The sequence below is a fragment of the Paraburkholderia diazotrophica genome, assembly GCF_038900755.1.
GTDB lineage: Bacteria > Pseudomonadota > Gammaproteobacteria > Burkholderiales > Burkholderiaceae > Paraburkholderia > Paraburkholderia diazotrophica_A.
The window spans coordinates 419,543-433,225 of sequence record NZ_JBBPEN010000004.1 but is presented as its reverse complement, the minus strand read 5'-3'; the positions used below and the strand labels follow the sequence as shown (position 1 = coordinate 433,225).

At 62.2% G+C, this 13,683-nt stretch carries 15 protein-coding genes and 1 pseudogene; 12 read left to right on the top strand and 4 right to left on the bottom strand.

Annotation, left to right across the window (positions count from 1 at the left end; translation table 11 throughout):
- Positions 1 to 28: 28 nt before the first annotated feature.
- From AABE10_RS15910 to AABE10_RS15870, 9 genes are all read left to right on the top strand, one after another.
- Positions 29 to 682: an RraA family protein gene (locus AABE10_RS15910; protein WP_342934225.1), complete on the top strand. Its 654-nt coding sequence runs from the start codon at positions 29 to 31 to the stop codon at positions 680 to 682.
- A gap of 32 nt (positions 683 to 714) precedes the next feature.
- Positions 715 to 1,389, top strand: coding sequence for an RraA family protein (locus tag AABE10_RS15905; RefSeq protein WP_342934224.1), 675 nt, complete (start codon positions 715 to 717; stop codon positions 1,387 to 1,389).
- A gap of 2 nt (positions 1,390 to 1,391) precedes the next feature.
- Positions 1,392 to 2,054, top strand: coding sequence for a 4-carboxy-4-hydroxy-2-oxoadipate aldolase/oxaloacetate decarboxylase (locus AABE10_RS15900; RefSeq protein ID WP_342934223.1), 663 nt, complete (start codon positions 1,392 to 1,394; stop codon positions 2,052 to 2,054).
- A 7-nt stretch (positions 2,055 to 2,061) separates the two neighbouring features.
- Entirely contained in the window at positions 2,062 to 2,850 is a 789-nt protein-coding gene (locus tag AABE10_RS15895; RefSeq protein ID WP_342934222.1) for an enoyl-CoA hydratase/isomerase family protein, read from the top strand.
- A 71-nt stretch (positions 2,851 to 2,921) separates the two neighbouring features.
- On the top strand, positions 2,922 to 3,341 hold the full coding sequence (locus AABE10_RS15890; protein WP_342934221.1) for a PaaI family thioesterase: 420 nt from the start codon (positions 2,922 to 2,924) through the stop codon (positions 3,339 to 3,341).
- A gap of 754 nt (positions 3,342 to 4,095) precedes the next feature.
- Entirely contained in the window at positions 4,096 to 5,481 is a 1,386-nt protein-coding gene (locus AABE10_RS15885) for a gluconate:H+ symporter (protein WP_342934220.1), read from the top strand.
- Positions 5,482 to 5,845: 364 nt separating this feature from the next.
- Positions 5,846 to 6,427 carry a hemerythrin domain-containing protein gene (locus AABE10_RS15880; RefSeq protein ID WP_342934219.1) on the top strand — a complete coding sequence of 194 codons (582 nt, stop codon included), beginning with the start codon at positions 5,846 to 5,848 and terminating at the stop codon, positions 6,425 to 6,427.
- A 167-nt stretch (positions 6,428 to 6,594) separates the two neighbouring features.
- Positions 6,595 to 7,140, top strand: coding sequence for a DUF488 domain-containing protein (locus AABE10_RS15875; RefSeq protein ID WP_342934218.1), 546 nt, complete (start codon positions 6,595 to 6,597; stop codon positions 7,138 to 7,140).
- 157 nt (positions 7,141 to 7,297) lie between these two features.
- On the top strand, positions 7,298 to 8,293 hold the full coding sequence (locus AABE10_RS15870; protein ID WP_342934433.1) for an SGNH/GDSL hydrolase family protein: 996 nt from the start codon (positions 7,298 to 7,300) through the stop codon (positions 8,291 to 8,293).
- On the opposite strand, the gene AABE10_RS15865 is transcribed toward AABE10_RS15870, so the two are convergent.
- Positions 8,287 to 8,457, bottom strand: coding sequence for a hypothetical protein (locus tag AABE10_RS15865; protein ID WP_342934217.1), 171 nt, complete (start codon positions 8,455 to 8,457; stop codon positions 8,287 to 8,289). The two genes, AABE10_RS15870 and AABE10_RS15865, sit on opposite strands and share 7 nt — an antisense overlap.
- Before the next feature lie 337 nt (positions 8,458 to 8,794).
- Between AABE10_RS15865 and AABE10_RS15860 the strand changes: the two genes are divergently transcribed.
- Positions 8,795 to 9,334, top strand: a complete 540-nt coding sequence (locus AABE10_RS15860; protein WP_342934216.1) for a hypothetical protein — start codon at positions 8,795 to 8,797, stop codon at positions 9,332 to 9,334.
- A gap of 348 nt (positions 9,335 to 9,682) precedes the next feature.
- Here the strand turns inward: AABE10_RS15860 and AABE10_RS15855 are convergent, their stop codons facing one another.
- Both AABE10_RS15855 and AABE10_RS15850 read right to left on the bottom strand, forming a co-directional pair.
- A complete protein-coding gene (locus AABE10_RS15855) occupies positions 9,683 to 10,180 on the bottom strand; it encodes a hypothetical protein (RefSeq protein WP_342934215.1) in 498 nt (165 codons plus the stop codon).
- A complete protein-coding gene (locus AABE10_RS15850; RefSeq protein WP_342934214.1) occupies positions 10,134 to 10,883 on the bottom strand; it encodes an AfsR/SARP family transcriptional regulator in 750 nt (249 codons plus the stop codon). The genes AABE10_RS15855 and AABE10_RS15850 overlap by 47 nt, the downstream gene beginning before the upstream one ends.
- A 41-nt stretch (positions 10,884 to 10,924) precedes the next feature.
- Between AABE10_RS15850 and AABE10_RS15845 the strand changes: the two are divergent.
- Together AABE10_RS15845 and AABE10_RS15840 are read left to right on the top strand one after the other, a co-directional pair.
- A pseudogene (locus AABE10_RS15845) lies at positions 10,925 to 11,599 on the top strand (Ldh family oxidoreductase); the annotation flags it as partial.
- Positions 11,600 to 11,673: 74 nt separating this feature from the next.
- Entirely contained in the window at positions 11,674 to 12,399 is a 726-nt protein-coding gene (locus tag AABE10_RS15840) for a phosphonate utilization associated transcriptional regulator (protein ID WP_342934213.1), read from the top strand.
- A gap of 138 nt (positions 12,400 to 12,537) precedes the next feature.
- Here the strand turns inward: AABE10_RS15840 and AABE10_RS15835 are convergent, their stop codons facing one another.
- Positions 12,538 to 13,668, bottom strand: a complete 1,131-nt coding sequence (locus AABE10_RS15835) for a 2-aminoethylphosphonate--pyruvate transaminase (RefSeq protein WP_342934212.1) — start codon at positions 13,666 to 13,668, stop codon at positions 12,538 to 12,540.
- Positions 13,669 to 13,683 lie beyond the last annotated feature (15 nt).

Genomic DNA, 13,683 nt, shown 5'->3' with positions numbered 1-13,683 from the left:
TGCTACAAAACAGATGGAGGAGAACCCCATGGCTGACCAAAACGTACAGCGGCTGCGACGGCTCGATTGCTGCGCCGTGTCGGATGCGCTCGACAAACTCAAGCTGTCCGGCGTCGTGAGCGGACTGCCGCAGCGCTCCGGCACGGGTCGCATCGCGGGCCGCGTGATTACTGTGAAGCTCGGTACGGGCGAGCCGCCGCCCGGACCGCCCGTGCATCTCGGCTGCACGGCGATCGAACAGGCGGGCGACGACGACGTGATCGTCGTCGAGCAGCGCAGCGGCGTCGAAGCGGGCTGCTGGGGCGGCCTGCTGTCGCTGGCCGCGAAAGTGCGTGGCGTCGCGGGCGTGGTCGCCGACGGGCCGGTGCGCGATATCGACGAAGCCGTCGCGTACGAACTGCCCGTGTTCAGCCGCGCGACCACGGCGCGCACGGCGCGTGGCCGAGTCGTCGAGCAGGGTACGAATGTGGCCGTGCAGATCGGCGACGTTCGGGTGGAAGCGGGCGATTACGTCGTGGCCGACAACAGCGCCGTGATCTTCATCCGCGCCGGCGATATCGAGCGCGTGCTCGAAGCCGCCGAGATCATCGGCGCGAAGGAAGCCGCGATGGCCAAGGCAATTCTTTCCGGCACGCCCGTGGGCCAGGTGATGGGCGGCAACTACGAACACATGCTCGCATGAGCGCAATCGCAACTCACGGAACAACCGACACCATGACTGCAAACGACTATCGCGACGACAAGCGCAACGTCGAGCGCGCCGCCAGGCTCGACACGGCGACGCTCTCCGATGCGCTCGACAAGCTCGGCATCAACGGCCAGTGCTACAGGATCAAGGCGCGCAGCACGGACTTCCGGCTCGCGGGCCGGGCCTGGACGCTCAAGTACGGTCCGGCCGCGAATCCGCCCGGCACCGTGGGCGACTACATCGACGACGTGCCGCCCGGCGCGGTCATCGTGCTCGACAACGGCGGGCGCGAGGACGCGACCGTCTGGGGCGACATTCTGACCGAGATCGCGCACCGGCGCGGACTCGCGGGCACCGTGATCAACGGCATCTGCCGCGATGTCGCGTTGTGCCTGAAGCTCGGCTACCCGATCTTCAGCCGCGATCACTGGATGCGCACCGGCAAGGACCGCGTGCAGGTCGAGGCGACGAACATTTCCGTCAACATCGGCGACGCGCGCGTGCAGCCCGGCGACATCCTGCGCGGCGACGCCGACGGCGTGATCGTGATTCCGCGCGAACACGAAGAGGCGGTCCTCGACGCAGCGGAGGCCATCCATCATGCGGAGGACGCGATACGCGAAGCCTGCCGCGACGGCATGCGTCTGGACGAGGCGCGCAAGCAGTTCAAGTATCACCAGTTGCAGACGCGGGGGAAATAACCATGAAAGAACACGATTCGGCAGCGACGATCCGCACGGCGATAAAGCGCGTCGACGCAAGCGTGGTCGAGACGGCACGCGCGCTGCCCGCGGCGACACTGCACGAAGCGGGCGGCAAGATCGGCGCGCTGCCCTCGGCGATCAAGCCGGTCGCGCCGGGCTTCAGGATTTGCGGCACGGCCGTGACCGTGCATTCGCCGGGCGGCGACAACCTCTGGCTGCATCGCGCGATCGCGCTTGCGCAGCCGGACGACGTGCTGGTGGTCTACGCGAGCGGCGTGTACGAGCATGGCTACTGGGGCGAAGTGATGACGACGGCCGCGAAGGTGCGCGGGCTCGCGGGCCTCGTGATCGACGGCGCCGTGCGCGATGCGGACCTGCTCGAATCGATCGGCTTCCCGGTGTTCTCGCGCGGGCTGTCGATTCGCGGCACGAGCAAGGATTACGGCGCGATCGGCTGGATCAACGAGCCGGTGATGATCGGCAACGTGACGGTGAACGCCGGCGATCTGATCGTCGGGGACCGTGACGGCGTCGTCGCCGTTCCGCGCGCGCGGGCAGCCGACGTCGTCGAGAGGGCGGCGAAGCGCGAGGCCGACGAAGCCGCGATCTGCAGGCGCATTGAGGCCGGCGAGACGACCATGCAGATCTACAACTTCCACTGAGCCGACCATGACCGGGAAGTCCGACCAGCCCTCCACTCGTTCGTCCGGCCTCGCGCCGGAACTCGCCGTCGCCGGTCCGATCGCGACGATCACGCTGCGCCGCCCCGAGATGGCGAACCGGCTCGACCCCGAAGACCTCGCGACATTGCGCGGCTTCATCCGCGAGGTCAACGCGCGCTCTGACGTGCTCGTGCTGCGGCTATGCGGCGAAGGTCCGAACTTTTGCGCGGGCTTCAACATCGGCCGGCTCGCGGACGGCAACGCGGGCGCGAACTTCGAGGCGCTCGCGAACGAACTGGAGTACGCGCGCCCGGTGACGATCGCGGCGATCAACGGCGGCGTGTACGGTGGCGCAACCGATCTCGCGCTCGCCTGCGATTTTCGCATCGGCACGAAAGCGAGCCAGATGTTCGTGCCGGCCGCGCGCCTTGGTCTGCTGTTCTATCGCGGCGGCTTGCAGCGCTATGTGTCGCGGCTCGGTCTGAACATGGCGAAAAAGCTGCTGCTCACGGCTGCGACGCTCGATGCCGCGCAGATGCAGGCGTGCGGTTTCCTCGATACGGTCGTGGCGCCTGCAGCGTTGCGCGACGAAGTCGACCGTCTGAGCGGCGAGCTGGCGGAAATGGCGCCGCTTGCACTGCTCGGCATGAAAAAACATCTGAACCGGATTGCGCAAGGGACGCTTGACGGAGACGAGTTTGCGCGCGACGTCGCACGGGCGGATGCTTCGCGCGATCTGCGAGAAGCCGTGCTCGCGCGAAAGGAAAAGCGCAAGCCGGTGTTTCGCGGTGAGTAGACCGATGAGGCACGATGGCTCCGATCGCTATGATCGATTCGCCTCGTGCCTGACAACAAGGTGACCGAATCATGAAAATCGACGATGCCGAAATCGGCAAGCGGATTTATGGCAGCAACGGACAGACGCCGCCCATCAAGACGACGCTGGGCGGCGAGTTCATGTCGCTTGCGGATAACGCGATCGAAATCGCTTACGCTGGCACGACGGCGTTCCTGAATCCGGCGGGACACGTGCAGGGCGGCATGCTGTCCGCGATGCTCGACGACGTCACGGCGACGCTCGTCACGTCGACGCTGGCGGAAGGCGAACGCTGCGCGACCCTCAGCCTGAACACGACGTTCCTTCGACCGGCGAGCACCGGCCGGCTACTGGGCCGCGCGACGCTGGTACGGCGGGGGCGCGGCGTCTGCAATGCAAATGGCGAACTGTGGCAGGACGACAGGCTCGTGGCGACGGCGTCGGCCGTCTGCATGATAGTCGCGCGGTGACGAGCTGCGAGGCGCTTTCATCGACGGGCGCTCGACAAGCCACATGAACGACAGATGTTCCGGCAACCACTCGGCATGTCGAACGACCCAGCTAAGTAACCGTTAAGCATTGAACGCTAAGCTCCGAATCGATAGTAGCGATGGAGGGGTACGTCCACGCGGATGGTCAAGCGCCGGTCGAGCATGGCGACGTCGTGAAGGTGCCGGCAGTGACCATTCTTCCCGGGCCCGGACAATGTGCCGGGCTTCTTTTTAAATTCCATTGGCGATCGCGCCTGCCCGCGATCAGCGTCTACACGATGGCCTGATCGCGCTTCTCCGTGCACAAATCGATAAAGCGCTGAAACGGCCTGAACGCGAAATCTGTAAAGGGCCAGCGAACCTTGGCAGAACCCGATCCATTTCGGAGCAGGCCCGGAAACTTCAAGTCGATGGGCACTTCTGCTGGCATACGATGCTTGTATCACCGGGCGTTCCACGATAGTCTCAGGTCCGCGGAATTTTTTCTCGAACGCAATGACCATGCATCAAGGCGGGACAGTCAAAACTTCCGTTGTTTCGAATCGAGTCACCTCACAACATAGCTGGCGCCTTTAAAAACAGCGCTTTTCCCAGCGATCTTGCTTCGCGGCAACGGCAACGGCAACGGCAACAGCCTGCAGCTGGAGCGTGCATGCCTTCTTCATTTGGGCATTGACGCATGGTCGAATGCGGAGGACGCGTCGGGAAAGCCGGTCAAAACCAAGAGTCATTCATGACCCATCTAGATATACAGCTGTTGCTCACCGCGTTGGTCAGCGTGTTGGCGCTGGTCGCGCTCATCGTGTCGCGCATCAAAATGCACCCGCTTCTAGCCTTGCTCCTCGTTTCCGTTGGTGTGGGCTTTGCAACCGGCATGGAGCCGGGGAGCATCGTCAAGCACCTGGTCAACGGCGCGGGCAAAACATTGGGCGCGGTGGGGGTCGTGATCGCGCTGGGCGCGATGCTGGGCAAGATCCTCGCCGATGCCGGCATCACGGAGCAAATCGCCGAAGCCATTCTGAGGCGCGCCTCGGACCGGATGATCCCTTGGGCCATGACGCTGGTGGCCTTTGTGGTGGGCATCCCGATGTTTTTCGAAGTGGGTCTGGTGGTCATGCTGCCGCTGATATTCAGCGTGGCGCGCAAGCTGGAAAGCCACTCTCGCTTCAAAGGCTCGGCTTACGTGTACGTCGGCGTTCCCGTGATCTCGGCTCTCGCCGCCATGCATGGCATGGTGCCGCCCCATCCTGGCCCGTTGACAGCCATCGCAGCGCTCAAAACCTCGGTGGGCCCGACCATGCTGTATGGCTTTCTGGCGGCCATTCCGGCCATGATATTGGGCGGCCCGCTCTACGGCGCATTCATTTCGCCGCGCATGAGCACCAAGCCCGACCAGGCCTTGCTGGACCAGTTCACCGTCACCGAGAAGGCCGGCGGTGGCCAGCGGCCCGGCGTCGGGCTTGGCGTGCTCGCAGCCTTGCTACCGGCCATCCTGATGCTGGTTCATGCCGTCGCCGAAATGGTGCTGCCGAAGGGCACTCCCGTCATGCACGTGGCCGCCTTTTTGGGCGATCCGTTGATCGCCATGCTGGTGGGTGTGCTGTTCGCCATCGCGGCGCTGGTCATCGCGCGAGGAGGCGATGCGGACAAACTACGCGACGCGCTGGGCAAGAGTCTCAAGCCCATTGCCTCGATCATCATGATCATCGCGGGAGGCGGCGCCTTTCAACAGATGCTGACCAGTGCCAAGGTCGGCGATGCCATCGTGCACCTGACGCAGCAGCTTGCCTTTCCCCCGCTGATTCTGGGCTGGCTGATCGCCATGCTGCTGTCCGTCTCCACCGGCTCGGCCACCGTAGGTATCGTAGGCGCGGCTGGCTTGCTCGCGCCGCTGGCCAGCGCCGATCCCGGCCTCAACCTGCCTTTGCTGGCCTTGTCCATTGGCTGCGGCTCGTTGTTTTTCAACTATGCCAACCACGCAGGCTTCTGGATGGTCAAGGAATCCTTCGGCATGACCATGGGCGAAGCCACTCAAACCATCTCGGTGGTTCAATCGATCGTGGCTGTGGTGGGCTTGATCATGGTGCTGATTTTCAACGCAGCGATTCCTGTTCACTGAATCGCGATTCATTCACTGAATGGTTCCACCGGTATGCAGTGGATACGGCCATCCGCGCGCGATCTGGACAACGTGCCGTTCGTCGCATTCTTCTTCATGAGCCAGATGCGCCAACGGGTGGAAGCCGTTTTCGACGAGTCTTTCATGAAATGCTGAGGCCGTAAATCGCAGGAGACTCCGTCAGCGGGCGCTCGGACTCTTGGTGCTCGCTTCTGCCTGTTCGTCGCTCACGTTGATCGGTATCAACCTGTCGAGCCTGAGACGTCCGATGATGTCCTGAATGCGCGACGTCTCGTTCACGAAGAGCGATGCCGGTACTTCGGGTCGTAACGGCGAGGCAGTGGTACATCGATGGAGGCGTGACATGCAAACACCGTCTGCAAGAAGCGCTGTTCAAGTCATCATGCGAGAGCATCAACAGCTTTCGGTCGTAATCGCAGGCATGCAGCGTTTCGTCGAATTGCTTGGCGTTGGCGTGAAGACGCCCGGGCTGATGGTCTTCCGGGCGATGTTGTACTACATCCGTGAGTACCCTGAACGGATACATCATCCGAAGGAGGATCAATATCTGTTTGCGCGCTTGTGGCATCGCACGCGAGAACTCGACAAGGTGATTGCCGAACTGGAAGCGCAGCACGTGGAGGGCGAAACGCGAATAGAAAACATCGAACATGCGCTGACCCGTTACGAACTGACGGGCGAGTCCGCTTTTCCGAAATTGCGCGCAATGGTGGACGAGTACGCCGCGTTTTACAGAAACCACATGCGGCTCGAAGAAGAAGTAATTCTTCCCGCCGCGCAACGATTGCTTACGACAGAAGACTGGGTAGAACTGGATGACGCATTTGGCGCAAACCGCGACCCGTTTGAAGGCGCAAAGCTCGACGAGGATTTCCAGCGGTTGTTTTCTCTGATCGTCCAGACAATTCCGGATGCGCAGGCATGAGCGCGAATAGCGCATGTCGTGCGATGGACAGTCAACGCCGACGACTGGATGCGTGCAGGCGACATGCAGGTGCGAACGGCATGCGCATCAACTCGTCGAACGGCAAATGCTTTGGAAAGAATTCTGTACACTGAACGCATCGTCGCGATCACTTGCGCGAGACATCGATGTCAAATGCGTTTTTCACGGTAGGCCATTCGACTCATCCACTGGGCGAGTTCATCGACCTGCTGACGGGTGCAGAGATCGAGACAGTAGTCGATGTGCGCAGCATTCCGCGTTCTCGCACGAATCCGCAGTTCAATCGTGAGACGTTGCCTGACGCGTTGGGCCGGGAGCAGATGGGTTACATCCACCTTGCGGGACTCGGTGGCCGGCGTAGCCGATCGAAGGGCGATGCTCCGTCGCCCAATGACTACTGGACGCACCCCGCCTTTCGCAACTATGCCGACTACGCGATGAGCGCCGCATTTCGCGACGCCTTCGCGCAATTGCTCGAACTCGGTCGTCGGCAAAGGTGCGTGATCATGTGTTCCGAAGCCGTGTGGTGGCGATGCCATCGCCGCATCATCACGGATTACCTGCTGCAGCGCGGCGAGACCGTGCTGCATATCATGACCGCGGGTCGCGTGGAGCCAGCGACGATGACACCCGGAGCGCAACCGCAGCTCGACGGAACGCTGATCTATCCCGCGCAGCCTGCTTTTCAATAGCATTAAGGAGCAGTTCCGAAATGTCCGGCGTTCGTATAGCACTCCAACTGCTGCTTTGCGGCGACGCCGCTTTCCATGCGCTCCTCACAGCATCCACAGGGCGTTTATTGCAATAGCTTGGAGAACTCTGATGAGATGGAACGGTCGTTGGGCATACATGACGTCGCTTGTCGCGCTAATTGCACTGATCGCGCTGCTTGGCGCATGCGGTGGGGGCGGGGGAGGCGGCGGTAGCGCGAGTAGTCCGCCCGGCGGCGTTCATCTGCAAGTTGTCTCTTTTGGCGACAGCCTGTCGGACGTCGGGACCTTTGCGCCGATCGCCAGCGCGGTGGGCGGGGGCCGTTTCACGACCAACCCGGGGCAGGTTTGGGCTCAGGATGTGGCGCAATATTATGGCGACACATTGAATGCGGCCTTCACGATCGGCGTCGATCACAAATTGAGCGCGCATGGCGGCTTCGGCTACGCAGAGGGCGGCGCCACGGTTTCGACGCCAGCCAATCTGAATGATTTTCTTGTCGACGTGATCGGCAACGTTGAAATGCCCGTCAACCAGCAGGTGTCGAGCTATCTCGCCGCTCATGGAAGCTTCAATTCCGGTCAACTGGTTCTGGTCTGGGCGGGCGCGAACGACGTGCTTCGCGCAGGCTCGCCGCCAGCCGCCGTGACGACCGTGCAAGCGGCGGCAAACGCTCTCGCCCAGATCGTCGGGCAAATCGTGCAGAACGGCGCGACGCATGTCGTCATGATCAACGTTCCGGACGTCGGTCTGTCGCCGAAAGGGATCGCCTCGTCCGACGGTGGTGCGAACCTGACCCAGTTGTCGCAACTCTTCAACACAACGTTGAATGCGGCCCTGCAGAGCAACGGCCTGCAGGGAAAGGTTATCCAGATCGATTCTTACAGCTGGGTGAACCAGATCATCGCGAACTTCAAGGCCAACGGCTTTGCGGTGTCTAACACAGGCCAGGCCTGCGACCCGACGAAGACACCCGATGACACGGCGTTGCTCTGTTCGCGTGCTACATACGTCACACCCGATGCGGATCAGACGTACATGTTTGCGGACGACCTCCATCCGACCACGCGTCTGCATGCGCTTTTCGCGCAGTTCGTCGAGCAGCAGATTGCTGGCAGTGGTCTCGGTCACTGAGCATTGGAGTTGTGCGGTGGACGGGATGAACGACGGCCGTCCACCGGTGTCGCGAGCAAGTCATCGATCGATAGCGCTTTGAGCCGGGCCTCGGTCACCGCCTGAATCACCTTGAACCGGTCTACCTCGCGCATCGTCATCGTGATCGTCCCAGTCGCGTTCATCGCCGGCGCTCCCAGATGGCTGTCCGGCGCTCAAACTACCCGGAACACGACATTTCTATTTAGCGGAAACCCGACATTTCTATTTAGGACCTACAGACAGATGGTTGATAATTTACATTATGTCAACTTACGCCAGCATTCGCGCGAGAACCGACACACCGAAAAACGCCTGGCGACGCGAAAGGCCACCAAGCTGTCCGCCGAACGAGGCGCGCTCATCCCTTCGATGTCATCAAATCAGACATACCAGGCACGAACATTGCGCCCTCGTGCCGCAGTGTCCAGATCTGGACACTGCTCCTGTCTTGTCCTGCGTAGACGTGTAGTCTCTGATCTTGTGAACATCCACTTCATCAAACACTGGCTGAAAAACCCCGCCGCCGTGGGCGCGATCGCGCCATCTTCCCCGTACCTGGCGCGCGCAATGGCTCAGCCTGCCGACCAGTTCGATACGATTATCGAACTTGGCGCCGGCACAGGCGTCATTACCGATGCGCTTATCGAGCGCAACCCTTCGGCAAGGCTGATAGCCTTCGAACTGGACCCGGCGCTGGCCGGCAAGCTTGCCGCGCGACATCCCGGCATCGAAGTTGTCGCTGGCTGCTTTCACGAACGGGCTCAGATTCTGGATTCATTGCCCGAGCGCGCCCTGATCGTTTCCGCGCTGCCGTTTCGCTCGCTGCCCAAGGAAGTTATTCGCCCGACGACTATGATTCTGGCAAAGTTTCTCATGCAGAATGTCGCGCGCAGCCTTGTGCAATTCACCTATCAGCCTCGAACTCCATTCGATGTCCCGACGAGCCTCACGTGGCGCTGGCGGCGTGTCATCTGGCGCAACACGCCGCCGGCCGGCGTTTGGGAACTCCGACAAGGCTGAGCCAAGCCGCGCGATGCTGGCCCAGCTTCGTCACGTGAAGGCTCTCGCGAGGCTTCGTCGGCGTGATCCCGGCCATCGTGAGGTTGATGGGGTTGGTCGGAGCGCTGGGAGACGCGACCCGCAACAGCAAGGCGCGCGAACCGCGAGACGTACAGTACGACTCAACTCACTAATGCAATCAATGAGCGGTTGTTCCGTCACTGCTTAAGATTTTTTCTTGCAATCGACCTTCACAGGCAGCCCTACCGCAAATGATCGGGGTGTCTGTCGTTCGAATCGAGCGGTCGGGTATTCGAGCGGTCGTTCCGGCTCGCGCCGCTTGCCGCTTTCACGCATGCGGTCGCCTCGTCACCGGTTCCTGAGTTCGGCGAGCAGTGCCCGCGCCACACGCGCATCGGTCAGTCCGCTTCCTTCACTGATCGCTTCGCAGGCGGGCTGCAGCACGGCGCAGGCACTGTGGAAGTCGCCCGTCGATGCCAACTGCCGTGCAAGGCTGATCGCAGCACGAAGACCCGGAAAGCACGCGCCCTGCCTTTGTGCCACCACGACTGCTTCGCGAATCAACGCAAGCCCTTCTTCGCATCGCGCGCTTCGCTGCGCTGCGAGCAATTCGCCTTTGAGCCGCAGCATCTCGGAGAGCTGCAAACGCCCGCCGTGCTCATCGACAGCCGCGAGCGCCCGGTCGATTTCGACAAGCCCCTCCTCCTCTCTGCCGGCTCGGCCAAGCGCTTCGCCGAGCAGCGCGTTGAAGTACGGCAAGCCCATTTCCGCGCCTGTTGTGCTGATTGCAGCGATGCCCTCACGCATCCGTTCGATGCCTTCGTCGAGGTCGCCGGACTGCGCCATTGCCCAGCCGAATTGAAATGTCCCTTGTGACAACAGCAACGGCAACGCGTATTCCTCGCACACCGCGATCTCCCGTGCCTGACGCGCCGGGCACGGTGTACCCGTCCTGCTGGATATCGGCAGCGAGACGTTGAGTGCCTTCCGTCGGAACCATGCCGAGTTCGGCATTGAGCACGCGGACGCATTCCTGATATTGACGCATGGCAGCATCCCGGCGCCCCGCTCTCGCATACAGCCTCATGAGCGCCGCATGCGCCCACTCCAGCAACGGGTCCAATGCCAGAATCCTGCTTGCCGCCTCTATTGCGTGACTGGATGCGCCGGATTGCTCGTAAAGGCTGACGAGTGCGGCGAACACTTCCACTGCGCGCTCGTGAAACCAGCGGCGCTCGACGGTCATCCACTGTTCGAACGGTTCTTCACGCAGACCGAAGCCATCGAGCAGCGCGCCTCGATAGAGCGCGACAGCCTTTGCCAGCGACCCCGCAGACCGCTCGCCCGAGAAATGCGTGAACTGCAACGCGTCGACGTCGACAAGATGGGCGTCGAGCCAGACCGCGCCCGGCTCCGTCTTCAACAGCGGCGCGGCGCGCGACAACATCCGGCGCAGGCTCGACAGCGTCTGGCGCAAGCTCGCTCTCGCCTGCTCCTCGGCGCTGCGTTCCCAGAACACGCTTGCCAGTTGCTCGCGCGAACGCAGCATGCCCGGCGACAACGCGAGGTACGCCAGGATCGCCTTGCTCTTCTTCCGATTCGAATCTGGTGATGATGCTGGCGAGCTCCGATCCGAGCGTGCAGAGCGTTACGCCCTTCGGCGGCACGCGCCCGTTGTTTACGCCGAATCCAATTGCGCTCGGCGTGTCGACTTCGACCGCGTCCATGCTGAACGATATTTCGTCATCCGTAACGACGAACAGCATGTGCGCGCGCCGTCACCAAAGCGGCCAACTGTTCGACGAAGCCTGGATGCTCGATGCACACGGCGAGGCGACACGCGATCCCGGCGTGCTGTTCGCCGATCCCCCCGGCACGATCATGCCGCTTGGCGGACTGTCGGCGGGTCACAAGGGATTCGGTCTTGCGTTGCCGATCGAAGCGCTCACGGGCGGACTCGCCGGCTTCGGCCGCGCCGACCCTGCCGAGGGTTGGGGTGCCACCGTGTTCATGACGCTGTACGATCCGGACGCATTGTGCGGCATCGACGCGTTGCGACGGCAAATGGACTGGCTAGGCGATGCTTGCCGCAGCAATCCGCCGCGTGTCCAGCACGAACGCGTGCACCTGCCTGGCGACCGCGCGATGTCCCGGCGCGCACGATCCGGGAGTATGGGAGGTATGAGAGGTGCCCCACATTTGACCGCACGACACGACCAAGCGCGCAAGGCGACGTCGGTTAAATCCAGCGTTCGGTGTTGTTGACAATAAACAAACGCGTACGTTAGTGTTTGACAGGTCAGACGTCCATCCATCGCTCTTCGCTTCCATCGATTGCCATGACCAGTTCCAACCTGCCCAGCGCATTTGAACTCTTGCAACGACATTCGCTCGCGATGCTCGTGCAGGAGAGTCTCGAGCACAGCATTCTTTCGGGTGAGCTTGCGCCCGGCGAAAAGCTCAATGAAGTGGAAATCGCCACGCGGCTGAATGTATCGCGAGGGCCCGTGCGCGAAGCGTTTCGCGCGCTCGAACAGGCAGGCCTGCTCAAAACGGAAAAGAACCGTGGCGTGACGGTGCGGGTCGTTTCGCTGCGCGAAGCGCAAGAGATTTACGAAGTCCGCGCAATGCTCGACGAATCCGTCGCGCGCTGGCTCGCGAATCACATGACGCCCGAAACGCTCGACACGCTGAAAGGCATCATCGCGGCAATGAAGGCCGCGAAGAAAACGCGCGATCTTGCGCGCTATACCGAACTGAACATCCAGTTGCACGATGCGATGGTCACGGGCGTCGGCAATCAGCATCTGATTTCGACTTATCGGCATCTCGTGCGACAGCTCGGCCTGTTGCGGCAGGCGGCGATCGAAACGGATCAAGGCGCGCTCAGCGAATCCGTCGTCGAGCACGAGAAGATCGTCAATGCGCTGGCTCGGGGCGAAGAAGAACACGCGGTCGCGCTCGTGCGCGAACACGTCGCGCACGGTCTTGCGAGGATGCAGCGCGCGCATGAGCGCTGGGCCGAGACTGCCGGGCAGGATCGCGCGTCCGTTGCGGGGTCTTGATAGCCATCTTATGTGCCATCTTATGTGCGGCCACGGAATTGGCGGCACGAATGCACGCCCGAACGATGCAACGTCGAAAGACGCCTCGAAGACTCCGCTCCATCACGCGCGCGAAATCTTCGAGCGTGACCGCCTGTACTACGCAAGCGCTTTCGGCGACACCTGCGTGATGCCCATTGCCTTCAGCGTATCGGCGATAGCAGCGACCGCGCCGGGAATGCCCGTCTTGCCGAAGTGCCCGATGCACCCGACGCGGAACGTTTCGATCTGCGTCAGCTTGCCCGGATAGAGGATGTAGCCGCGCTTCTTCACCTCCTGATAGAAGGTCTTGAAGTCGTAGGCGGGATCGTCGGGTGCATGGAACGTCACGATGATGGGCGCCTGGATCGACTGATCGAGAAATGGCCGGAAACCCAGCTTGCCCATGCCTTCGATCAGCGCGCGACAGTTGCCCGCGTAACGCGCTCCTCTCGCTTCGAGACCGCCCTCCTCGTTGTACTGCGCGATGGCCTGATCGAGCGCGGCGACGACATGCGTCGGCGGCGTGAAGCGCCATTGCGTCGTGCGATTCATGTAGACCCATTGATCGTACAGGTCCATCGCGAGCGAGTGGCTATTGCCTTCGCAGCGCTCCAGCGTGCTGCGCCTCACGATCACGAAGCCCATGCCGGGCACGCCTTCCAGGCATTTGCCCGACGCCGCGACGACGGCATCGAACGGCGTTTGCCGCGCGTCGATTTCGATCGCGCCGAATGAACTCATCGCGTCGACGATCAGACTACGACCGTGCTTCGCGACCACCATCGCGATCTCGTGCAGCGGGTTGAGCACGCCCGCGCCTGTTTCGCAGTGAACCAGCGCAACGTGCGTGATGCCCGGATCGGCGGCGAGCGCGCGATCGATGTCGGCGGGCTTGATCTGCGTGTCTTCCGGATAGTCGATGGTCTGATGACGACGCCCCAGCGCTCGGCAGATCTTCGCAATGCGCTGGCAATACGCGCCGTTGTTCGGCACCAGCACATGACCGTTGCGCGGAACGATCGTGCCGATCGCCGCTTCGACGGAGAACGTGCCGCTGCCCTGCAACGGCACGCACTCGTGCGTCGCTTCGCCGTGCACGATGCTCAGCGTCTCGCGGCGAATGCGCGCGGTGATTTCGTTGAAGTCGCCATCCCACGATCCCCAATCGCGCAGCATCGCCTCGCGCGTGCGGTCGGACGTCGTGAGCGGACCGGGAGTAAGCAGAATCGGTTGGCTGGACAGGTTCACATGAGCTCCTTGATA

Bases quoted from the DNA above. Each gene is read 5' to 3' on its own strand.
- AABE10_RS15910 (WP_342934225.1), top strand. From the start codon at position 29: ATGGCTGACCAAAACGTACAGCGGCTGCGACGGCTCGATTGCTGCGCC.
- AABE10_RS15905 (WP_342934224.1), top strand. From the start codon at position 715: ATGACTGCAAACGACTATCGCGACGACAAGCGCAACGTCGAGCGCGCC.
- AABE10_RS15900 (WP_342934223.1), top strand. From the start codon at position 1,392: ATGAAAGAACACGATTCGGCAGCGACGATCCGCACGGCGATAAAGCGC.
- AABE10_RS15895 (WP_342934222.1), top strand. From the start codon at position 2,062: ATGACCGGGAAGTCCGACCAGCCCTCCACTCGTTCGTCCGGCCTCGCG.
- AABE10_RS15890 (WP_342934221.1), top strand. From the start codon at position 2,922: ATGAAAATCGACGATGCCGAAATCGGCAAGCGGATTTATGGCAGCAAC.
- AABE10_RS15885 (WP_342934220.1), top strand. From the start codon at position 4,096: ATGACCCATCTAGATATACAGCTGTTGCTCACCGCGTTGGTCAGCGTG.
- AABE10_RS15880 (WP_342934219.1), top strand. From the start codon at position 5,846: ATGCAAACACCGTCTGCAAGAAGCGCTGTTCAAGTCATCATGCGAGAG.
- AABE10_RS15875 (WP_342934218.1), top strand. From the start codon at position 6,595: ATGTCAAATGCGTTTTTCACGGTAGGCCATTCGACTCATCCACTGGGC.
- AABE10_RS15870 (WP_342934433.1), top strand. From the start codon at position 7,298: ATGACGTCGCTTGTCGCGCTAATTGCACTGATCGCGCTGCTTGGCGCA.
- AABE10_RS15865 (WP_342934217.1), bottom strand. From the start codon at position 8,457: ATGAACGCGACTGGGACGATCACGATGACGATGCGCGAGGTAGACCGG.
- AABE10_RS15855 (WP_342934215.1), bottom strand. From the start codon at position 10,180: ATGGCGCAGTCCGGCGACCTCGACGAAGGCATCGAACGGATGCGTGAG.
- AABE10_RS15850 (WP_342934214.1), bottom strand. From the start codon at position 10,883: ATGCTGCGTTCGCGCGAGCAACTGGCAAGCGTGTTCTGGGAACGCAGC.
- AABE10_RS15840 (WP_342934213.1), top strand. From the start codon at position 11,674: ATGACCAGTTCCAACCTGCCCAGCGCATTTGAACTCTTGCAACGACAT.